This window comes from Acidimicrobiia bacterium (genome assembly GCA_040880805.1).
Classification (GTDB): Bacteria; Actinomycetota; Acidimicrobiia; order IMCC26256; family DASPTH01; genus DASPTH01.
In genome coordinates this window covers 1-20389 of sequence record JBBDHW010000012.1, presented here as the reverse complement: position 1 = coordinate 20389, position 20389 = coordinate 1, and the positions used below count along the sequence as shown (strand labels likewise).

At 67.7% G+C, this 20389-nt stretch carries 17 protein-coding genes and 1 pseudogene; 4 read left to right on the top strand and 14 right to left on the bottom strand.

Annotated elements, in window-relative coordinates; all coding sequences use genetic code 11:
• Positions 1-28 precede the first annotated feature (28 nt).
• The 3 genes from WD271_02215 to WD271_02205 all read right to left on the bottom strand — a co-directional run bounded on the left by WD271_02215 (position 29) and on the right by WD271_02205 (position 3150).
• Positions 29-799 (bottom strand): SDR family oxidoreductase, encoded by a 771-nt coding sequence (locus WD271_02215; protein MEX1006640.1) that lies wholly within the window; start codon positions 797-799, stop codon positions 29-31.
• On the bottom strand, positions 796-2322 hold the full coding sequence (locus WD271_02210; protein ID MEX1006639.1) for an aldehyde dehydrogenase family protein: 1527 nt from the start codon (positions 2320-2322) through the stop codon (positions 796-798). The genes WD271_02215 and WD271_02210 overlap by 4 nt, the downstream gene beginning before the upstream one ends.
• 210 nt (positions 2323-2532) lie before the next feature.
• The gene (locus WD271_02205) at positions 2533-3150 is read right to left on the bottom strand and encodes a TetR/AcrR family transcriptional regulator (GenBank protein MEX1006638.1); all 618 of its coding nucleotides are present in this window, start codon (positions 3148-3150) and stop codon (positions 2533-2535) included.
• A gap of 67 nt (positions 3151-3217) precedes the next feature.
• Here WD271_02205 and WD271_02200 point away from each other — a divergent pair, with 67 nt between their 5' ends.
• Complete coding sequence (locus tag WD271_02200) at positions 3218-3613, top strand: limonene-1,2-epoxide hydrolase family protein (protein MEX1006637.1); 396 nt, start codon at positions 3218-3220, stop codon at positions 3611-3613.
• A 24-nt stretch (positions 3614-3637) separates the two neighbouring features.
• Positions 3638-5032 (top strand): phosphotransferase family protein, encoded by a 1395-nt coding sequence (locus WD271_02195; protein ID MEX1006636.1) that lies wholly within the window; start codon positions 3638-3640, stop codon positions 5030-5032.
• 105 nt (positions 5033-5137) lie between these two features.
• Here the strand turns inward: WD271_02195 and WD271_02190 are convergent, their stop codons facing one another.
• The 6 genes from WD271_02190 to WD271_02165 all read right to left on the bottom strand — a co-directional run bounded on the left by WD271_02190 (position 5138) and on the right by WD271_02165 (position 14425).
• Positions 5138-5863 carry an ABC transporter ATP-binding protein gene (locus WD271_02190; GenBank protein ID MEX1006635.1) on the bottom strand — a complete coding sequence of 242 codons (726 nt, stop codon included), beginning with the start codon at positions 5861-5863 and terminating at the stop codon, positions 5138-5140.
• Complete coding sequence (locus tag WD271_02185; GenBank protein MEX1006634.1) at positions 5860-8673, bottom strand: branched-chain amino acid ABC transporter permease/ATP-binding protein; 2814 nt, start codon at positions 8671-8673, stop codon at positions 5860-5862. The genes WD271_02190 and WD271_02185 overlap by 4 nt, the downstream gene beginning before the upstream one ends.
• A 45-nt stretch (positions 8674-8718) precedes the next feature.
• The gene (locus tag WD271_02180; protein ID MEX1006633.1) at positions 8719-9957 is read right to left on the bottom strand and encodes an ABC transporter substrate-binding protein; all 1239 of its coding nucleotides are present in this window, start codon (positions 9955-9957) and stop codon (positions 8719-8721) included.
• Positions 9958-10033: 76 nt separating this feature from the next.
• On the bottom strand, positions 10034-10897 hold the full coding sequence (locus WD271_02175; protein ID MEX1006632.1) for an amidohydrolase family protein: 864 nt from the start codon (positions 10895-10897) through the stop codon (positions 10034-10036).
• A 25-nt stretch (positions 10898-10922) separates the two neighbouring features.
• Positions 10923-12602 (bottom strand): SDR family NAD(P)-dependent oxidoreductase, encoded by a 1680-nt coding sequence (locus WD271_02170; protein ID MEX1006631.1) that lies wholly within the window; start codon positions 12600-12602, stop codon positions 10923-10925.
• Positions 12599-14425 carry an NAD(P)/FAD-dependent oxidoreductase gene (locus WD271_02165; protein MEX1006630.1) on the bottom strand — a complete coding sequence of 609 codons (1827 nt, stop codon included), beginning with the start codon at positions 14423-14425 and terminating at the stop codon, positions 12599-12601. The genes WD271_02170 and WD271_02165 overlap by 4 nt, the downstream gene beginning before the upstream one ends.
• Before the next feature lie 172 nt (positions 14426-14597).
• On the opposite strand from WD271_02165, the pseudogene WD271_02160 reads away from it, so the two are divergent.
• A pseudogene (locus WD271_02160) lies at positions 14598-15260 on the top strand (amidohydrolase family protein).
• Between the two features lie 13 nt (positions 15261-15273).
• Here the strand turns inward: WD271_02160 and WD271_02155 are convergent.
• Positions 15274-16173: a TIGR03619 family F420-dependent LLM class oxidoreductase gene (locus tag WD271_02155; protein ID MEX1006629.1), complete on the bottom strand. Its 900-nt coding sequence runs from the start codon at positions 16171-16173 to the stop codon at positions 15274-15276.
• Between the two features lie 220 nt (positions 16174-16393).
• Here WD271_02155 and WD271_02150 point away from each other — a divergent pair, with 220 nt between their 5' ends.
• Positions 16394-17221 (top strand): SDR family oxidoreductase, encoded by an 828-nt coding sequence (locus WD271_02150; protein ID MEX1006628.1) that lies wholly within the window; start codon positions 16394-16396, stop codon positions 17219-17221.
• Between the two features lie 8 nt (positions 17222-17229).
• Here the strand turns inward: WD271_02150 and WD271_02145 are convergent, their stop codons facing one another.
• The 4 genes from WD271_02145 to WD271_02130 are packed head-to-tail and all read right to left on the bottom strand — an operon-like array spanning position 17230 to position 20322.
• On the bottom strand, positions 17230-18399 hold the full coding sequence (locus tag WD271_02145; GenBank protein ID MEX1006627.1) for a thiolase family protein: 1170 nt from the start codon (positions 18397-18399) through the stop codon (positions 17230-17232).
• Complete coding sequence (locus WD271_02140) at positions 18396-18815, bottom strand: Zn-ribbon domain-containing OB-fold protein (GenBank protein MEX1006626.1); 420 nt, start codon at positions 18813-18815, stop codon at positions 18396-18398. Before WD271_02140 ends, WD271_02145 begins: the two co-directional genes overlap by 4 nt.
• 12 nt (positions 18816-18827) lie before the next feature.
• Positions 18828-20096, bottom strand: a complete 1269-nt coding sequence (locus WD271_02135) for an amidohydrolase family protein (GenBank protein ID MEX1006625.1) — start codon at positions 20094-20096, stop codon at positions 18828-18830.
• A 46-nt stretch (positions 20097-20142) separates the two neighbouring features.
• The gene (locus WD271_02130; protein MEX1006624.1) at positions 20143-20322 is read right to left on the bottom strand and encodes a hypothetical protein; all 180 of its coding nucleotides are present in this window, start codon (positions 20320-20322) and stop codon (positions 20143-20145) included.
• Positions 20323-20389: the final 67 nt, after the last annotated feature.

Sequence of the window (20389 nt, the reverse complement as noted above, 5' to 3'; positions counted from 1 at the left end):
CCCTGAACGACGCAAGTTGGGTGCTGAGTTACAGGTTTCGGAAGGAGCCGCCGTCGACGAGGATCTGCGCGCCGTTGACGTAGCTCGACGCGTCGCTCGCCAGGAACACGCACACACCGACCATGTCGCCGGGTTGGCCGATGCGCCGCATCGGGTTCGTTTCGTTGACGCGGTCGACCGTCCCGGGTGCCCAGTGTTTGGTGACGTCGGTCTGGAACGGCCCGGGCATCACGGTGTTCACCCGCACCTTGGGGTTGTACGCACCGGCCAGGCCGAGCGTCAGCGCGTTGAGACCGGCCTTCGCCATCGCGTACGGCAAGTCGAAGGTGTTCGGTCGCTGCGATCCCGCGGTGCTCACGTTGATGATCGATCCACCGTCGCCGTCGTACATTCGCGCGCCGAACAAGGCGCCCAGGCGGAACGGCCCGCGCGCGTTCAGCGCGTGCGTCTTGTCGTAGAGCTCTTCGCTGACGGAAACGAGATCGGGATACGGCGGCGACGACCCCGCGTTCGACATCAGCACCTCGCAATGCCCGAACCGTTCGTACGCCGCGTCGACGAGCCGGTCGCAGTCGTCCCAGCGGCCCACGTTGCAACCGACCGCGAGCGCGTGGCGACCGGTGGTCTCCTCGACCTCGGCCGCCACCGCCTCGCAGTTGTCGAGCTTGCGGCTCGCGATCACCACGTCGGCACCCGCCGCGGCGAAGCCGAGCACGACCGCGCGCCCGATCCCGCGGCTGCCACCGGTGACGACCGCGACCTTGCCGGTGAGGTCGAACAGCTCCGACGAGTCGGTCACGTCCAGCTGAGCGACTTGATCTCGGTGAACTCCTCGAGCCCGTGGCGGCCCCACTCGCGGCCGAGACCACTCTGCTTGTAGCCGCCGAACGCGCCGGTCTGGCCGATGCCGGCCATGCCCGCACCCCAACCCGGACCCTGACCGCCGCCGGGACCCAGATCGCCAACCGCGGCCTGGCCCACGCCCTGGGCGGTCATGCTGCCCGCACGGATCTGGCGGGCGACGTTGAACGCGCGCGTGGTGGTGGCCGCGACCACGCCGCCACCGAGGCCGTAGATCGAGTCGTTGGCGATGCGGACCGCGTCGGCGTCGGTACCGGAGTACGGGATGACCGTGAGCACCGGACCGAAGATCTCTTCCTGCGCGATGCGCATGTCGTTGGCGCCGATGAACACGGTGGGCTCGTAATAGAAACCCTTGTCGAACGCTTCGGGCCGCTTCCCGCCGGTGACGAGTTCGGCGCCCTGCTCCACGCCGGACGCCACGTAGCCCTCGACCCGCGCGCGCTGCTGCTCGCGGATCAGTGGTCCGAGCACCGAGGACGGATCGCGCGGGTCACCGATCTTGATCATGGGCGCCGCCGCGGCGACACCCTCTTTGTACGCGTCGAGGAGGTGCTCGGGAAGGAGCAGCCGCGTATTGATCACGCATCCCTGCCCGCAGTGTGCGAGCACCGCACCGAAACCGTACGAGCGCGCGTAGTCCTCCGACACGTCGTCGAGCAGCACCTGCGCGCTCTTGCCGCCGAGCTCGAGTTGCACGCGCTTCACCGTGGGCGCGGCCGACGCCATGATCCGACGCCCGGTGGCGGTGGAACCCGTGAACGTGACCATGTCGACCATCGGGTTGCTCGTGAGCTCGTCGCCCACGTCGGCGTGACCGGTGATCACGTTGAACACACCCGGCGGTATCCCTGCCTCCTCGGCAATCTGGGCGATGAAGAACGCGTCGAGCGGAGTCCACGGGTGCGGCTTCAGCACGACCGTGCACCCCGCCGCGAGCGCGGGCGCGCTCTTCACGGTGTTCAGCATGAAGGGGAAGTTGAACGGCGTGATCGCGGCGACGACGCCGATCGGCTCGCGCACGATCGCGCTGCCACCGACACTCGTGGGACCACCGGTTGGCGGGCTCATCTCGAGCCACTGGACGGCGTGCTGCACCTGCTCGGCGTTCGACCGGAACATCCCGATCGAGCCGCCCGCCTGCACGAAATCGGTGAGGAACCCGGTGGAGCCGGTCTCGGCGACGATGAGCTCACGGAGCTCGGCGCCGCGCGCTTCGAGACCCTCGGCCATCCGGATGAGCGCCGCCGCGCGCTCCGCGGGCTTCATCCACGGCCACGGCCCCTCGTCGAAGGCCTTGCGGGCGGCTTCGATCGCGCGCACCGCGTCCTTCGTGGACGCCTCGGCCACGCTGCCGATAGTCTCCTCGGTCGCGGGGTCGATCACGTCGATCTGGCCACCACCCTCGCCTTCGGTCCACTCACCGTTGATGAAGAGGTCGTAGTTCCACGGCGCGCTCATGGGGTCTCCCTTTGTTGTCGCGAGATTTCAGATGTCGAGCTGGATCACATACCGAGGCTGAGCCGGCCGGTGACCATGCCGCTCCCGAGGCCGCCGTCGGTGTAGATGACTGCACCCGAAAGGTAGCTGGCGGCGTCGCTGCACGCGAAGACGAGCGGCTACGCCTGCAACCCCCTCGGGCCGAAATCTGGGTCAAGAGTAAATCTGCAGTCAGCAGGACGCCAACCCGCGGACGGGACGAAGGCCGTCGAGAAACAGATCGAGGGCGCGACTGGTCTCGATCCGGGCACGGCGTTTGTGGGGCGAGTTCGCGATGTAGAGCGCGGCTTCGTCGACCACGGCCAGGAGCATGTGCGCGAGCGGTTCAGTCGGTTGCACGACGATCACGCCCTCGGCGACCCCCATGTCGAGGGCTTGTCGGATCAATCCGAGCCCGTAGTGCTCCTCCAGCCCCCGCCATGTCACCCATCCGAGCACCGCCGGGCCGTCGATCAGCACGATGCGCTGAACCGCCGGATCCACCGCGGCGGCATCGAGAAACGAGTGGAGGCCGTGCCGCAACATGTCCAGCGCGTCGCCTTCCGGCCGAGATCCACCGCCCGCAGCCGAGAGGTCGCGCTCCACCTCTTCGAAGACCGCCAGGAAGAGGGCGCGCTTGTCGGCGAAGTGGTGGTAGAGGGCACCACGTGTCCCCACTCCTGCTTCAGCCACGATCTCCTCGGTGCTGGTACCGAAGTAGCCCTGTTCGACGAAGAGGCGCCGGGCCGCGGTGAGGATCGCCCGGCGCGTGGTTGCGGCCTGCTCGGCACGCGGTTGACCCTTTGGCATACAGGCTGTATGTTAACCACCTACAACGTGTAGGTGAACCATCTTCCACTGCTACGAAGGAGCTGCGATGTCACCGGAAGAGATCGTGCGGGAGTTCTGCGCTTCGGTATCCAAGCGGGACGAGGCCCTGGTTCGGCCTCTGCTCGCCGACGACGTCGTGTACCACAACATCGGCATGGCCCCGTCGGTCGGCATCGACGCGACGATGGAAAGTCTCGCCGGGCAATGGGCGATGTTCGCCACCACCTATGAATTCGAGATGCGCAACGCGGCTGCAGCGGGCGGCGTGGTGCTGACCGAGCGGATCGACCACATCGGCTCCGGCGACGCGAGCTTCCCGGTCCCGGTCATGGGCGTCTTCGAGGTTCGCGACGGCAAGATCGCGCGCTGGCGCGACTACTTCGACACCGGCCTCCTCGGGAAGATGATGACGGGTGACGACGTCAGCGAGCTCATCTCGTAGCAGGTGATTAGTCTCCGTCGAACTATGGCGGAGCCGGCGCTCGCATTGCCAGACGACATCGTCAGCTGGATCGAGGACGAGACCGGCGGACGGGTCACCGCGACGAACCGCGTGCCGGGTGGCGCGAGCCGCGAAGCCTGGTTCGTCGACGTCGACCGCAACGGCGTCGCCGAGCCGCTGTTCCTCCGGTACAGCCGTGCGACCAGATCGGCCGACACCGCGTTCCTGCCATTGCGCGTAGAGGCAGAGGTGTTCATGGCGCTGCAGGACACCGACGTGACCGTGCCGCGAACCCTCGCCGTACATCCGGTGCACGAAGCGATGCTGTCGGAGCGGATCTCGGGTGAGAACTGGTTCTATCGCATCCAGGATCCCGACGAGCAGGTGCGCGTCGCACAGGACTTCATCCGTAATCTCGCCGCGCTGCACCGGCTCGATGCGCGCGAGCTTGCTCTCCCCAGCTTCGGTCCGATCAAGCCGGTGCGCGAGCACGCGTTCGACGAGATCGCGAACATGCGCCGCCGCGCGACCACGCCGAGCGGCGAGATCGACCCGCTCGTCGCGCTGAGCCTCGACTGGCTGGAACGCAACGTGCCCGACTACGACGCGCCCGCCGTACTCGTGCAGGGTGACACCGGCCCGGGCAACTTCATGTACGACAACGGCAAGGTCACCGCGGTCGTCGACTGGGAACTTGCCCACTACGGCGATCCGATGGACGACATCGCTTGGCTCTCGTTGCGCACCGTGCAGGACACGTTCACCCACTTTCCCGATCGGTTGCGCGAGTACGAGGAACTGTCGGGCAACATCATCGATGCGCAACGCGTCTGGTACTACCGGCTGTTCGCCGAGACACGTCTCACGTCGAACTCCGCGGGCGCCGGCGCGATGGGATCGGTTCCGCGCGAGGGCCAACCCGTAGATCGCGACATCGGGAACGGGATCATCTACGGGATGCTGCACCGGCGCCTCACCATCGAAGCGCTCGCGAACGCGATGGGCTTCGAGCTCCCGCCGGCCGATCTACCGGACGAGCCGCCGCCGGAGCCGTGGCACGCGTATTACGACGCGATGCTCGAGAATCTGCAGGTGATCGTGCCGCGCATCGAGGATCGTCTCGCGTCGCAGTGGACGAAGGGCGTCGCGCGCGTCGTCAAGTACCTGAAGGAGCTCGACCGCTCGGGACGCGCCTTCGAGGACGCCGAGCTCGCGGACCTCTCGGCGCTCTTGGGTCGCAGCGTCGAGCCGCTGCGCGAGGCGCGGCGCGAGGTTGCCCGCGCCGCGCGCGAGGGCGCGGTCGCCGACGAGGACTACGTGCGCTACCTCTGGCGCCGGGTCCAGCGCGACGACTACCTGATGCGCACCGCGTCCGGCGCCCTCCGCGAACGCACCTGGCCGCCGCTCTTCGACGATTAGGCGTCAGACTCGGATTCATTGCCCCGATTCTTCCGCTCAGCGGAACCCACGGCGCACTGAATCCGCGCGACGCAAGTGCGCGAGCCCGGCCACGCCGCGCACGGCTTACGTCCCCCCGTCGTCGCGGGCCCTTTGATCCGAGAGATAGGTTGCCTCGACTTCGTCGATGCGGCCGCGGACCTCCTCCGCGGTTCCGCTCATCACGATGCGTCCGCGCTGCATGACGTAGACGCGGTCGGCGATGTTGAGTGCCTGGGGAACATGCTGCTCCACCATCAGGATGCCGGTCGAGTTCTCGCTTGCGACCCTGCGCACCGTCTGGAGCAATCGCTTCACCACAAGCGGCGCGAGACCAAGCGAGAGTTCGTCGACGAGCAGCAGCTTGGGATCGCGCGCGACCGCGCGAGCCAACGTGAGCATCTGCTGTTCCCCGCCCGACAACAGTCCAGCGGTTCGTCCCATGAGCGGCTCGAGTTCGGGAAAGACATCGACCGCGTCGGCGCGCGTGACCCCGGCGAGCCGAAGATTTTCCTCGGCGCTCAGCGCCATGAACACGGAGCGCTCTTCGGTGACGAAGCCCATTCCGCGCCGAGCGCGCTGGAACAACGGTGCTTTCGTCGGCACGCCGAGGAACACGACGTCGCCTGAGATCGCAGGCAGCTCACCGGCGATCGTCAGCAACGTGGTGGTCTTCCCCGCGCCGTTCGGACCGATGAGTGCCACGACTTCACCCGGATCGACGTGGAGGTCGACGTCGCGCACCACAGCCACGGCGCCATAGCCGGCGGCGAGCGCACGGCATTCGAGGAGCGACGCCGCCGATTGGCTCACGATGACGAACCGCCCGTTGTCATGCCACCGTGAGCTGGCACTGCACAGGCGGGCGGTGCCTCCTCACCGAGGTACGCGGCGACGACGGCCGGCTCGCTGCGGATCTCGGCCGGCGTGCCTTCGGCGATCTTGCGCCCGAAGTCGAGCACCACGATGCGGTCGCACACCCGCAACACGAGATCGACGTTGTGCTCGATGAGCAGCACTGCCATGCCGTACCGATCGGCGAAACCCTGGACGAGATCGCCGAGCTCGCTCGTCTCGTTGTCGTCGAGTCCCGCGGCGGGTTCGTCGAGCAACAAGACCGAAGGTGCGGACGCGATCGCGCGTGCGATCCCGACCTGTCGCCGTCGACCGTAGGAAAGCTCGCCGGGGAGGCGATCGAGGTCGTTCTCGAGCCCGAACTCGCGCGCACTGCTGACGGCGGCCGGCGGAAGGACAGATCGCGCGGGCCAGACCAGGTCGCGCAGTCCGGTGAACAGCGTGTGTTCGTCGGCGCCGGCCCGCAGGTTCTCGGCGACCGAGAGGTCCTCGAAGAGCTCGAGGGACTGGAACGAGCGACGAACCCCGGCGCGCGCACGCCGTGACGGTGCCCAGGACCGTCCCACCATCGCGGTGCCGTTCAGGGTCACCCGACCCGCGGTCGGCTTCGTGAAGCCGGTCAACGCGTCGACGATGGTCGTTTTCCCCGCTCCGTTCGGTCCGATGAGGCCCACTACTTCTCCCGGCGTCACGCAGAAGCTCACGTCGTCGACGGCGACGACGGCACCGAATCGGACGGTCAGGTTCTCGACCTCGAGCGTCGCGGGCGTCACGGTGCCGGGCGCGATGTCGACCAGGTGCTCCCGGGGAGGTTCGCGTCGGAGCCGGAGCCGGAGCCTGCCGATGCCCCGCTCGTTGTGGAGTACGACGCTCGCGATGCCATTCGGGTTCAGGACCACGATGGCGATGAGCGTGACCCCACCGATCGTGATGAGCCACGAACCGAGATTGACCCAGTCGAGGGGGATCGAACCCACGCCGCCCGGGGCGAGGTTGCCACCGAACACCGCGCCGAGCACCCAGCCGACGCCACCGGCGACCGCGTTGCCGACGGTGTTGATGGACTGGAACGGGTCGTAGCGTCCGTAGACGACGGTGGAGTCCTTGAACGCGAGGAGGATCCCTCCGAAGGCCGCGATCGCGGCCGCGACCGCGAACGCGTAGAGCTTGGCGCCGAAGACGCTGATGCCCAACGACGCGGCGGCGCGCTCGTTGGTCCGGACCGCGATGAGCCGTCGTCCGGAGCTCGAGCGGCGGAGGTTGGCCACGATCAGCCCCGCGATCACGAACACCGCGAGGCAGACCACCAAGTAGCGATCCGGGTGGTCGGCCGCGCTGACATCCCAACCGAACACCTTGATCCGGCCGACGGTCGTGACCCCCCCGAAGTCACCGGTGAAGTACTCGTTGCTGAACACCACCTGCTGAACGGCGAACCCGAGTCCGAGAGTGACGACGGCGAGGTTCACGCCCCGGGTGCGCAGCGCCGGGATCGCGAACACCACGCCCACGAGGATCGCGAAGACGACACCGACGAGGAAGGCGAGCTCGGTCGGCCAGTGCTCGTGCCCGACGAGACGCGCCGCGAACAGCGCCCCGAGTCCGCCAATCGCGTACTGCGCGAGGGACAGCTGACCCGCGTACCCGGTCAGCACGACGATCGACAGGATGAACACGCCCACGATCAGCGACGTGTACACCGCGGTCGACCAGCGCGCGTCGAAGGCGAAGCCGTTCAGGAGGAGCAGCGCACCCATCGTGACGACGAGGAACCAGCGGGTCACGACACCGCTGCCGAGGTCGGGGAGGCGCTCGAGGATGTGGCTGCGCAGCGGGAGCGCCTTGCCGCGCACAACGAGCACGACGACGATGATGAGGAACGGCAGCGCGCGCTGGAGGCCGGTCGCGCCGTTCTCGATCCCCAGGGTGTCGTGCAGGAACTCCGAGATGTCACTCGAGTACGTCAGGACCTCGCTCTCCGCGATGCCGAGCGCGACACCACCGAGCAACGTGAGCGGGAACGAGCTGAACCCACCGATCAGCGCGACGGCGAGTGCCGACACCGTCACGACAATCGTGAAGACTGTCAGGCTCAGTCCTGCATTCGGTGCGAGCAGGATGCCGGCAAGTCCCGCCGTCGCTCCGCCGATCGCCCAGGTGACGGTGGCGAGCAGGTTCGGCGACCAGCCGAGCGCGGACACCGCCCGCTCGTTCTCCGCGCTCGCCGAGATCGCGAGACCGATCCTCGTGAACCGCGTGAACGCCCACAGCGCGAACGTCAGCGCGCACGCGATCCCGAGCAGGATCAAGCGATCCTCCTGGACGACCACCCGTCCCCACTCACCGTCGAGACCGAACCACTCGTGCAGCGTGTAGTTGTGCGTCGGCAGGAACTGGTCGATCTGGTGGAAGTCGCTGTCCCACAGCTTCTGACCCGCCAGTCCCTGGAGAACAATCAGCACGCCCAGTGTCGCGACGAGGCGGACGAGCGGCGCGGCGGTGCGCATGAAGCGAAGGATGCCGTTCTGGATCGCCACCCCGAGCAGGGCCGCGAGCAGAACCGCAACCGGGATGGCCGCTTCGACCGACCACCCGTGCTCCTCGACCAACGTGAGGAAGCAGAAGAACGCCGCGAACATCGCGATGGCACCGTGCGCGAAGTTGACGATGCCGGAGCCGCGGTAGATGAGGACGATGCCCTGCGCGAGCAGCGTGTACGCCGCGCCCGCGCCGAGCCCGAGGATGGCGAACTGGACAGCCTGCGCCACGGCTCCCCTCAGAAACCTGGAGCCGTCACTCGGATCAACCGGCTGTCACTGGATGTACTGCGTGACGTCGACCGGCTTCTTGTTGGTGACGATGGTCTTGCCGTTGAAGCGGGAGATGTACACGTAGTGGTTCGAGCTCGACGTGAACACGCTGAAGCCCGGCGTCGACGGCGTCCACGGCGGGGTCAGCCCCATCAGGTCGACGTCCTTCGCCGTCTTCAGCGCCTGGATGATGCTCTCGGGCGTGAAGGTGTCGAGGTCCTTGGTGACGTCGACGAACGCGAGCGTTGCGATCCACGGGCCGAAGTCTTGCGTCTTCAGATTCGCGGTGCTGAGGGAGCTCTTGCCCGACGCTTTCATGTCGGCGAAGTACTGCTTGAGGCCCGGGAAGCTCTTTTCGTTCGCGGTCGACGGGTACGGGAACGACTCCGAGAGGACGGTGCCCTTGGTGAGCTTGCTGTACTTCTTCATGGTGTCGAGCTTGAAGGATCCCGGGTTCCCGCCCAGCGGGATCTTGGCGTTGAGCTGCTGCATCGCGGCGATGAGCTGCGTGGTGACGCTGTCGCTGTGCGAGATCAGGACCGCGTCGGGGTTCTCGCGCTGCAACTGGGCGATGTAGGGCGCGTAGTCGGTGGCCCCGGTCGCGACCGAGATGTCACACGTGATTTCGATCCCGATCGCGGTGAACGACGGCTGCAGGAAGGCCTTGAACGTCGCGCCGGTCGGTGCGTCGGTGCGGACGAGACAGATCTTCTTGGCGCCGTCCTGCTTGAACCCCACCGCGGTGCCGAGGTACGCCGCGATGACGCCGGCGGAGATGGGATACGAGACGCTCGACCCGAACTCGGAGATGCTGGTCCCCGCGACGCCGATGCGCGGGATCCCGGCCTTCTCGAGGATGTCCACCACACCGGCCGGGTTGTTGTACGTCAGGTCGTTGAACGTCGCGACGACGCCGTCGTCCACCATTTGCCGGGCGCAGTCCACCTCGCCGTTGGCGTCACCGCGGGTGTCGCAGACGTCGGCCTGCATGCGGGCGTGGTTCGTGCCTGCGCCGCCCCGCTTGTTGAATGCGGCGATCGCCGCGAGCAAAGCGTCCTTCGTTTCGGGGGACGCGGCGATCGGACCGCTCAGCGCCGTGATCATCCCGACCTTCACCACGGGTCCACTCGCCGACGTGGCGGACGCGGGAACCGCACTCAGGGGTAACGCGACAGCAACGACCAGAACGACCAGCACGACGACCCGCCGCGTTCGCAGCCCCACAGCACCCATCGCGTCCATGGCTCCCCCCCTGATGATGACCGCCTGCGCAGGTCGATCTTGCCGGACTCTAGCGACCCAGGGGGGCTGCGCGCGGTCAGCAGCGATAGAGCCGCTCGGCGTTGCCGGCGAAGAGCTTGTCGCGGGCCTCGGCGTCGAGGTCGGCGGTGACGCGGTCGAATCCGCCATAGAGCTGGTCGAAGGTGCCGTGCATCGCGTCGACGGGAAAGTTGCTCGCGAACATGCACCGATCGACGCCGAACGACGCGAGGCAGTGCTCGATCCATGGCCGTAGCGCGTGGGCGTCCATCGTGTGCAAGGGCATGGCAAGGCCGGACAGCTTGCAATGCACGTTGTCACCGAGAGCCGCGAGGGCCGCGATCCCGCGCTCCCAGAGCACGAACTCCTCCGGTTCGTGCGACCGCGGCCAACCGGCGTGCTCGACGACGATCGTGAGGTTGCCCCAGTCGGCCAACGAGGCGGCGGCGGCCTCGAGCTCGTCGGGGTGGGCCATCAGCTCGAACACCAGCTCGCGCTCCTGGAGCGCGCGCAGCACGTCGCCGCCGGGAACACCCATCGTCCCGCCCATTGGCCGGATGCCGCGGAACCGGGACGATTTCATCTGTGCGTCGAGCAGCCGCTCCGTCTCTGCGATCGGATCGCTCGGCACGATGCCCCCGATGATGGCGTCCGGGTGCCCCGTCGCCTCGGCCAGCTCGTCGAGCTCCGCGGTCTCGTCTGCTGAGTAGGGCGCGCTCGCCGCGGCGACGTGGACGAACTTCACGACGTTCCAGTTCGCGGATTCCGAAAAGTAGGTGGGCTGGTCGAACAGGCGGCACATCCCCGAGATGTCGCCCATGTCGAGCTCGCGCTGGCCCGCCAGGTACGGGTACCAGTCGGCGCGAGCCGGGTCCCAGAGGTGGATGTGCGCGTCGACGATGCGTTCGATGGGTGAGGCCATCAATCCTCCTCGTTTTCTCGTTTCGCTACCGGCCCGAACCGACCATGTCGCGGAGCGCGCCGTCGAGCCAGCCCGGGACGTCCGGACCCCCGAAAGAGATCGTCCCGGCGGGGCGCGGATGGCTGCGGAGACCGACCCAGTCCGTCGAGACGACCAGCTCGGCCCCGGACAGCGCACCCGCGCCGGCGTCGCTCACGAGGTAGGCCGCGACGTCCGCGGTCCGGCCGAACGCCGACCCGTGTGCGGACTCGACGCTGATCGCGAAGGCGTCCACCCGATCGGCCGTCGCCTGGTGCGCGGCGCGCGAGAGCTGCGCGGCCGCTTGGGCCCGACTCCGACCACCGGCCGACGTCGCGTCCACCACGGTGACGATCCGGACGGGCCGGTCGCTCGCCGCCGCGAGATCGGCGACCGCGCGGACCCACGCCGCGTCGGTCGCGATCCGGTCGGTGATGCCGGTGTGCTCGTCGAGCATGCGTTGCCACGCCGGGACGTCGGGGGAGGCGACCGCACGCGCGTCGTCACCGACGAGCGCCACGACGACCGCGTCGACCGGCACGGACTCGCCGGCCACGGCTGCAAGCTGTTCCGCGGCAGCGGTGAAGCGCGTCGCAGGTTGCGCGATGGTCACGCACTCGACGCCGCGCGACGTGAGCGTCTTCGTGATCGCGTTGCCCGACGCGGGTACGTCGGTCACGACGACGGCGCGTCTGCCGTGCGCCGCGGAGCTCGCGCTCGGAGCCGGCTCGTCGAACGCCGCGCCGAGACGGGGGTTGCCGCCGCCGTTGGTGGCCTGGGCGGCCTCGGCCGGCGCGAGCACCGTGGGGCCGAGCATCTCCAGCAGCCGCGGGAGCGATCCGACGTCGGTCGTGCGCGCGACCTCGAGGAGCCGGGGCGGGACCACCCACGCGAGCTCCGCGCCGTTCGAGAACATCACCTGTCCGCGGCAGCCAGCGGCGAAGTCGTCGCCGGCGAGGTACGCGCCGATCGGCCCGAGGTGCTCGGGCGGCGGTACCGCGTCGAGGGAAAGGGACACTCCGCCCGTGGCCGCTTCGCGCCCGGTCCGGTTCCCGGTGCCCGCCTGGCGGGAGAGTGCCCCGAGCACCATCCGGGTGGCCGCGATCGGCGAGAGGGCGTTGACCGTCACGCCGCTCGGGGTCGCCTGTCCGATCTGCCACGTGAGCGCCGCGACGGCGCGCTTCGCGCAGCTGTAGGCCCCGGCGTCGGCGGCGCGCCACCCCGAGCCCGAGGTGACGCCGAGAATGCGACCGTGGCCGGCTGCAGCCATGAGCGGCAGCGCGGCGCGGAGCGTGTTGAGGTATCCGTTGAGGTGCACGTCGAGCACCGCACGCCAGTCGTCCTCGATCCCGGAGGCGAATCCGGTGGCTCGGCTGATGCCGGCGACGTTCACGACCGCGTCGAGCGCGCCGAATTCCTCGACGAGCTCCGCGAACAGGGCGCCGACGGCGTCCGCGTCGGTCACCGAGATGTTCGACGCCCGGGCCTGCCCGCCCGCGTCGACAATCCGCTGCGCGGTGGTGCGCTCGGTGTCACCGCTCCCGGGTGTGCCGTCGACCGCGACGCCAGGGTCGACCGTGACGACGAACGCGCCATGGCGACCGAGCTCCTCGGCGATCGCGGCGCCGATCCCGAGCGCGCCTCCCGTGACGACCGTGACACGCGGCTTGCGGTCGGAGCCGTTCATGCTTTCTCGTCCGTCTCGGTGAGCTCCCATCCGGCGAACTCACCGTTGGACCGCCACTCGGCGAGGAGGTCTCGGTATCCGAACACGTCGCCGAAGCCACCGCCGTACGACCCGTTGCGGGGATTGAACATGCTCGGGTTGCCCTCGAAGTTGAGACGGGACGGCGTGCACGCGGCCATGAACGCGGTTGGGTCGCGGGCGGTGCTGAGGATGATCTCGGTCCAGGCCTCCTCGGCTTCCTCGGTGACGTCGAACACCAACACGTCGCGCTCCTCGAGCAAGCCGACCGTCGCCGCGATGTGCTCGGCGCCGAGAACCATCAGGTGCGTGAAGTTGTGGGTGGTGACGGCCTGCTGGCCCGGCGCGGGCATGATGAACATGTTCGGGAAGCCGTGCGTCGCTATGCCATGCAGGCTGATGACGCCGTCCTTCCACTTCTCCTCCATCGTGATGCCGGCGCGCCCGATGATGGTGTGGCCGGCGCGCCGCGCAAACGGTGTGAGCTCGGCCTCGAAGCCGGTGGCGTACACGATGCAATCGAGCTCGTACTCGGTACCGTTGGCGATTGCACTGTGCGGCGTGATCTGGGTGACGCCGCCCGGGCAGTCAACCAATGTCACGTTGGGGTTGTTGAACGCCATCAGGTACTCGTCGTGGAAGCATGGCCGCTTGCACCCATAGCGGTAGTACGGCTTGAGCATCTCTGCGACGGAAGGATCGGCGACGATCTCGTCGATGCGTGTCCGGTGCTCCTCCATCACGTGGTAATCGAACGCTTCGACCCGGGCCGCGATGTCTTCGGCCGTCATGGCCTCTTCGACGATCGGGTTGTTGAGCCGTGCGGTGTGCAGCGTCCACCCGTCATCGACGAGATCGCGCTCGACCGGACGCCCGATCATGACCCCGCTGAAATTCTCCATCCGCTCCTTCTGCCAACCCGGGTGGAGTTGCTCCGCGAACTCCTCGTCGGTCGGCCGATTGCCGCGCCCGCCGATCGCCGACGGCGTGCGCTGGAACACGTACACGTGCTTCGCCGACGCCGCGAGCGGCGGAACCGCCTGGAGCCCACTCGCGCCCACGCCGATCACGCCGACCACCTTGTCGGCCAGCTTGGTGAGGCGCGGGTCGTCGGGCCCGCCACCCGTGTAGTCGTAGTCCCAACGCGCGCTGTGGAACGCCTTGCCCTCGAACTTCTCCATGCCGGGGATCACCGGCAGCTTCATCAGGTTGAGGATGCCGACCGCGTGGATGAGATACCGCGCACGGATCTCGTCACCGCGATCGGTGCGGATCACCCAACGTGAAGCGCTCTCGTCCCACTTGCTCATCTCGACACCGGTGTGGAAGAGCGCGTCCTCGACCAGGCCGTACTTGGACGCGATCGAGTCGAGGTGCCGGCAGATCTCGTCACCGAACGCGTACCGCGTCGTCGGCACGTAGTTCATCTCTTCCAGCATCGGCATGTAGATGTAGGACTCGACGTCGCACATCACGCCGGGATAACGATTCCAGTACCAGGTACCGCCGATCCCACCGGCCTTGTCGATCAGCATGATCCGACGTACGCCCGCGTCGCGGAGCTTCGCGCCCACCACCACGCCCGACATCCCGGCGCCAATGATGGCGACGTCCACGTCGTCGGAGATCGGCTCCCGCTCGACGAACGGCGTGAACGGATCGCGGAGGTACTCCGCGAACCCCGCGTCATGCTTCAGGTCGTGGATGACCCCACGACCTTCCGTCATGCGTTTGGCGCGCTCACGCTGGTACTTGTCGCGAATGGCCTCTGGATCGAAGGCGTTTGTGTCCTCGGACGAATCCATGCTGGGGGCATCCTTGCTCGCGAAGACCGATTCCTTCAAGGCAACCGCAACCCGTCTCCAAGGTAGGCCAGCTACCATGCGGAGATGCAGCTCGAAGACATGATTCTCGTCAGCGTCGACGACCACCTCGTCGAGCCGCCGTCGATGAGCGACTACTTCATGGACCGACCCGGCGTGGCAGGCATGCCAGGACACCGACTCGGTCATGGTGTTCCACTTCGGCGGCGCACCCAACTTCATGCCGCGCTCACCATTCGACGTGCTCATCCACACCATGCCGTTCAACACTGGCGTGTTCTGTTCGGAGCTGCTGTGGTCGCCGGTGCTGCGCAAGTTCCCCACCGTGAAGTTCGCGCTTGCCGAAGGCGGCATCGGCTGGATCCCGTACTGGCTCGAGCGTGCCGACTACACGTACCAGCGGCACAGCCCGTGGACACTCCAAGACTTCGGCGACAAGCTCCCGAGTCAGGTGTTCAAGGAGCGCGTGCTCACGTGCTTCATCGATGACGTCACCGGTCTGAAGCTTCGCCACGACATCGGCGTCGAGAACATCGCATGGGAATGCGACTACCCGCACTCCGACTGCACCTGGCCGAACGCGCCGGAAGACATCTGGAAGTCGTTGCAGGCGGCGCAGGTCCCCGACAACGAGATCAACATGATCACGTGGGAGAACGCCTGCCGCTTCTACAACTTCGACCCGTTCGAGCACCGGAAGCGCGAAGCGTGCACGGTGGGCGCGCTGCGCGCGCTGTCACCCGACGTCGACACCAGACCGAAGAGCTTCGGCAAGCGCGCCTCGAAGATTCCCGGCGCCGGCTCGATCGGCGCGTAACCCTCACCCTTCGTCACGCTCGACCTCGAAGGCCGATCTCGTCGGCGTACTGCTCCAACGCGGCGAGACCCTCCCGCCCGACTTCGCCGACGCGCGTGCCTGCCCAGGGCGTGACCACCACACGGTGCACACCCATCTCTGCCATCTGCTCGAGTTGGTCGATCGGCACCGGGCCCTGGAGCGTGATGGTCGAGAACTCGAAGGGGTCGTGTTCGCGCCCGGCGTTGCGCAGCTCGTCGCGGATCTCGGGGATGTTCATCGGGCTGCCGTACCAGCCGTCGCCGAGCGTCGCGGCACGCCGCACCGCGGGTGGCCCGCCGCCGCCCACGTGGATCGGCAACCGCGGCCGTTGGACCGGTTTGGGCTGGAAGCCGATCGGCGGGAAGTCGAAGAACTCGCCGTGGAACTCGGGATGCTCCTCGTCGAACAACACGCGGAGCGCGGCGATCGTCTCGTTCATCCGACGGCCACGCGTCTTCCACGCGCTGTTGGTAAACCGATACTCGTCCTCGTTCCACCCGAGGCCGATCGCCATGTCGAGGCGGCCGTTCGAGAGCACGTCGAGCGTCGCGATCATGCGACCGACGAGCACCGGGTCGCGGAGCGCGAGCATGTAGATCCCGATGCCGAGCCGCACCGTTTGCGTTGCCGCCGCCAGGTGCGCCAACGCGATCATCGGGTCGAGGAAGATCGAGTCGGGCCCGAAAGGAACCATCTCTTCGGTGAAGGCGTCGCCCAGCGCCTCCGCGCCGGGGAACTTCTTCCACCAGTCGGGCGTCATCGGAAGGCAGACATGCTCACCCGACCACAGCGACTCGTACCCGAGCGCCTCGGCGGCGACGCCGAACTCCACGAGGTTCTCGGGCTTCACCCACACGATGTTGAGGCCCACCTTCACCGGCGGTCGGCTCATCCTTCCCCGCTCTCGGTGCTTCGCACCGGGCCGCTCGGGCCCCGCTCCGCTGCTCGCCGGGATACCCGGCTCGCGGACGCTCCGCTCATGGCTGGCGCTCCCCCGATCTCGGCCACCAAAGTGTGCGCCGGTAGAGAGGAGATTCATCGTGAACCTGAATCAAGCTGAGGCGCTCGAAGTCGCGCGCGATCCATTCCACACGGCGCTCGATCCGTCCGACATCCTGCTCACCGGCCAAGCAGCCCTCGTGACCGGCGCCGGCGGCGGAATCGGTCAGGGCATCGCACTCGGGCTCGCGAAGTTCGGCGCCGACGTAGCAGTGCTCGACATCGACCCCGAACGCGCCGAGCGCACCGCCGCCTCGATCACCGAGCTCGGCCGGGACGCCCTCGTCCTTCCGGTCGACGTGATGGACACCGAGCAGCTGACCGCGGCCGTCGCGCGGTCGGCCGAGCACTTCGGGCGCCTGAACATCCTCGTGAACAACGCCGGCGGCGTGAACGGCAGGCTGTTCCTCGATCAGAGCGAACGGAGCTGGCGCCGGCACATCGACATCAACCTCGTGAGCATGCTCGCGGCAACCCACGCAGCCGCCCCGGTGATGAAAGAGAGCGGGGGCGGCTCGATCGTGAACGTCACGAGCATCGAAGGCTTCCGGGCTGCACCGTTGTACGCGGTGTACGCGGCGTGCAAGGCCGGAATGATCAACTTCACGATGACGATGGCGCTCGAGTTGTCGGAGCACCACATCCGCATCAACGCCATCGCGCCCGACCAGACGATCACGCCCGGACTGCGCGGTAACCGCGCGGGGCCTGTCGACCCGTCGACCTGGTTCGAACGCACTGCAGAGGGGCCCGACGGCACCTTGCGCTCGATCCCTTTGGGTCGTGAAGGTGTGGTGGAGGACTGCGCGGCCACCGCGGTGTTCCTGTGCTCGTCGATGGGTGCCTACATCACCGGCGTGACGATCAACGTCGACGGCGGCACGAACGCCGCGCGCGGGTGGATCGGAACGCCGTCGGACGGATGGAGCCTCAACCACTGACCGCGCCCTCACGAGCGTCGAACGACCATCGCGCCGCACTGCGGTCCGTGCGCGTTGGCCACGACCGCGACGCGCGCGTCCGGTACCTGCCGCTCACCACACGCGCCGCGGAGTTGGAGCACCGCCTCGTTCAGGAACGCGAGCCCGTGCATGCGCCCGGCCGCGAGCTGCCCGCCGTAGGTGTTGAGCGGCATCGACCCACCGGGACCGATCCGCGCGCCGTCGTCGACCCAGTCGTGGAACTCCCCCACCCCGCACAGCCCGAGCGCTTCGAGCCACGAGATCGCGATGTGCGTGAACCCGTCGTAGAGCTCGGCGACGTCGACATCGCCAGCCGACACCGAAGACCGACGCCAGAGCTCGCGCCCGCACGGGATGGTGCCGCCGAAGAGAAAGTCGTCGGTGTAGATCCAGTCGGGCCGGCTGCCGGTGCCGTATGCGAGCGCGTCGACCACGACCGCACGCTGGCGCAGGTCGCGCGCACGCTCGGCTGTGGTGAGGATCGCTGCGCACGCGGCGTTCACCGGGTAGTCGCAGTCGAACAGCACGAGCGGGTCCGCGATCACGCGCGAACCGAGATAGTCGCCCATCGTGATCGGGTCGCGGAACACCGCGCGCGGATTGAGCTCGGCCCACCGCCGCGCGTTCAACGCGATCTGGCCGTAGTCCTCGACCGACCCACCGAGCTCGGCGATCCGGCGCCGTTTCTTCATAGCCATGGCGAGGATTATCCCGCCCCCGTACCCGTACGGCGCCGCGAACTGCATCGGCCCGGGAGCGCGCGCCGGCCCTTCGCGCATCGCTCCGGTGTGGCCTGCCTCGCGTGTGATCGTTCGGTACACGAGCGCTGTTTCGCACGCTCCCGCGGCGATCGCCATGGCCGCGTCCATCGCGCTCGCGAGACCAGACGGGCCCGATCCCATGATGTCGTTGAAGGCGGTGAGGTTCTCGACACCGAGTAGACGCTGCGCCGACACCGCGATCGGAGAGTCGCCGCGCAAGGCGCCGAACGAGTACTCGAAGATCGCGTCGAGATCGTTGGCGACCAAGCCCGCGTCGGCGAGCGCGTCGTGCGCCGCGTCGTACGTGAGGGTCCGGATGTCGGGATTGCCGCGACGCGTGACCTCCGAGAAGCCCACGCCGACCACCGCGACCTCGCGACCGGCGCCGCGGTTCACGATGTGGCCCCCGCGTGCTCGGACGGCCGGAATTGCGGCACCGCGTCGTCACCGCGGTGCTCGAAGGTCACCTCCACGCGCATGCCGATCTCGACCAACTCGGGTTCGATCTCGACGATGTTGGCGAGCAGGAGCAGACCCGGTTGCTCGTCGAGCTCCACCAGCGCGACCACGTACGGCACCTCGGGGAGGAACGCGGGATCGTACGTCTGGCGCACGATCGCGAATGAGTACACCGACCCCAACCCCGACATCTCTACGGGATCGAGCGCGACCGCACCGCAACGCGCGCACGACACGTCGGGCGGGTGCGAGAGGTAGCCGCACGCCGCGCACCGCAGCACGAGTAACTCCCCCTCCGCGGCGCCGCGCCAGTAGAACGCGGTGACATCATCGGGCGCCGGCGTTGGCTTCACCCCTGTGACGCTCTACGAGGCCTTGCGCTCTTGCCAGCGCCGTTGGTACTCATAGCGCGAGGTCTCGCTCACGTCGACGTCGGTGGCCGTCGACCGCAACGCACGTACCGACGCGTGCTCCTTGTCGATGCTCGTGAACGGGTCGAGGTCGAAGAACCGTGAAGTGTTCTTCCACGTGATCGCTTCGATGTCGTCGTCGGAGCAACCGGCGTCTTGCAGCTCACCCCAGAGCAGCTCGGGTGAGCGCGGCCACGTCGTGTCGGAGTGCGGGTAGTCGCACTCCCACGCAATCGTGTCGATCCCGATCCGATCACGTACGCACAGCGCCGCGGGGTCGGTGATGAAGCACCCGAGGAAGTTGTCGCGGAAGATTTCGGTGGCGGTCTTGCCCTTCACGCCGATCTCGAGACCCGTCCACATGTGGTTCCACATGTGTCGGTCCATGCGATCGAGGAAGAACGAAATCCATCCGATGCCACCTTCGGAGAGCGCGACCTTGAGGTGCGGGAACCGCTTGAACGTTCCCCCGAGAAGCAGGTCGGCGGCCGTCACTGCGGAGAGCTGTGGGGCGAGGACGATGAGATGGTCGATGCCGGCGCCGGCCGAGCGCTTGAGCAGCCCGAAGGCACCACCGATGTGCAGGCAGATGACGACGCCGTGGTCGCTGCAGGTCTTGAACACCGGGTCCCAGTACGACGCGTCGTCGTAGCCGGGAAGATCCACTCCGTAGGGAGTCTCGGGGAGGCTCACCGCGTGGCACCCCTTCGACGCGACGCGCGCGATCTCGTCGGCCATCCCCTCGGGGTCCCACACCGGCGCGATCGCGAGCGGGATGAAGCGCCCGGGATGCCCACCCGCGAGCTCGTCGATGTGCCAGTCGTTGTACGCGGAGATCACGACCTTGGTGAGGTCTTTGTCGACAGTGGACCGCGCCAGCGACATGCCGTTGAATCCGGCCATCGTGGGGAAGCACATCGACGCGAGCACGCCATTGGCGTCCATGTCACGCACGCGGAGGTCGAGGTCGTAGGTGCCGGGGCGCATCTCGGGATAGCCGATCGGGTCCATCCCCCACTCAACGTGTGGCCACGACGCCACCGCGTTCAGCCCGGCGTGCCCGGTGGGCTGGCCCTGGAAGTCCCAGTAGCCGCGCAGGTCGTCGGTGGCCACGTACTTCGGGGCCTGGTCGAGGTAGGCCTCCGGCATGTGACCCTCGAACATGTCGGCCGGCTCGATGATGTGGTCGTCGATGCTGACCATGATCATGTCGTCCATCTGCATGGCACACGCTCCGTCCAGAATCGGCCGTCCAAAAATTAGCCGACGATCAATTTCTGGAGGTTACCGCCTCCGGCGGCTGCTCGTCACGGAAGCAGACGATCGCGGTGTGCTCGCCGACTGCACGCGAGAGGCGTTCGTCGGCGGTCAGGAGTGCCCCCGCAACGAGCTCGGCCAGCGCGATGTAGCACGCGTCGTACGCAGTGAAGTTTGCCGGGAACGCGAGCATTTGGGGAAGCAGCGACTAGACGAGTGATTCCAGGGGTTCGAGATTCACTGTGCGATAACGACCGCTC

Coding starts and splice junctions, on each gene's coding strand:
- WD271_02180 (MEX1006633.1), bottom strand. CDS start 9,957: ATGGACGCGATGGGTGCTGTGGGGCTGCGAACGCGGCGGGTCGTCGTG.
- WD271_02135 (MEX1006625.1), bottom strand. CDS start 20,096: ATGCAGATGGACGACATGATCATGGTCAGCATCGACGACCACATCATC.
- WD271_02205 (MEX1006638.1), bottom strand. CDS start 3,150: ATGCCAAAGGGTCAACCGCGTGCCGAGCAGGCCGCAACCACGCGCCGG.
- WD271_02130 (MEX1006624.1), bottom strand. CDS start 20,322: ATGCTCGCGTTCCCGGCAAACTTCACTGCGTACGACGCGTGCTACATC.
- WD271_02210 (MEX1006639.1), bottom strand. CDS start 2,322: ATGAGCGCGCCGTGGAACTACGACCTCTTCATCAACGGTGAGTGGACC.
- WD271_02175 (MEX1006632.1), bottom strand. CDS start 10,897: ATGGCCTCACCCATCGAACGCATCGTCGACGCGCACATCCACCTCTGG.
- WD271_02170 (MEX1006631.1), bottom strand. CDS start 12,602: ATGAACGGCTCCGACCGCAAGCCGCGTGTCACGGTCGTCACGGGAGGC.
- WD271_02200 (MEX1006637.1), top strand. CDS start 3,218: ATGTCACCGGAAGAGATCGTGCGGGAGTTCTGCGCTTCGGTATCCAAG.
- WD271_02155 (MEX1006629.1), bottom strand. CDS start 16,173: ATGAGCCGACCGCCGGTGAAGGTGGGCCTCAACATCGTGTGGGTGAAG.
- WD271_02165 (MEX1006630.1), bottom strand. CDS start 14,425: ATGGATTCGTCCGAGGACACAAACGCCTTCGATCCAGAGGCCATTCGC.
- WD271_02195 (MEX1006636.1), top strand. CDS start 3,638: ATGGCGGAGCCGGCGCTCGCATTGCCAGACGACATCGTCAGCTGGATC.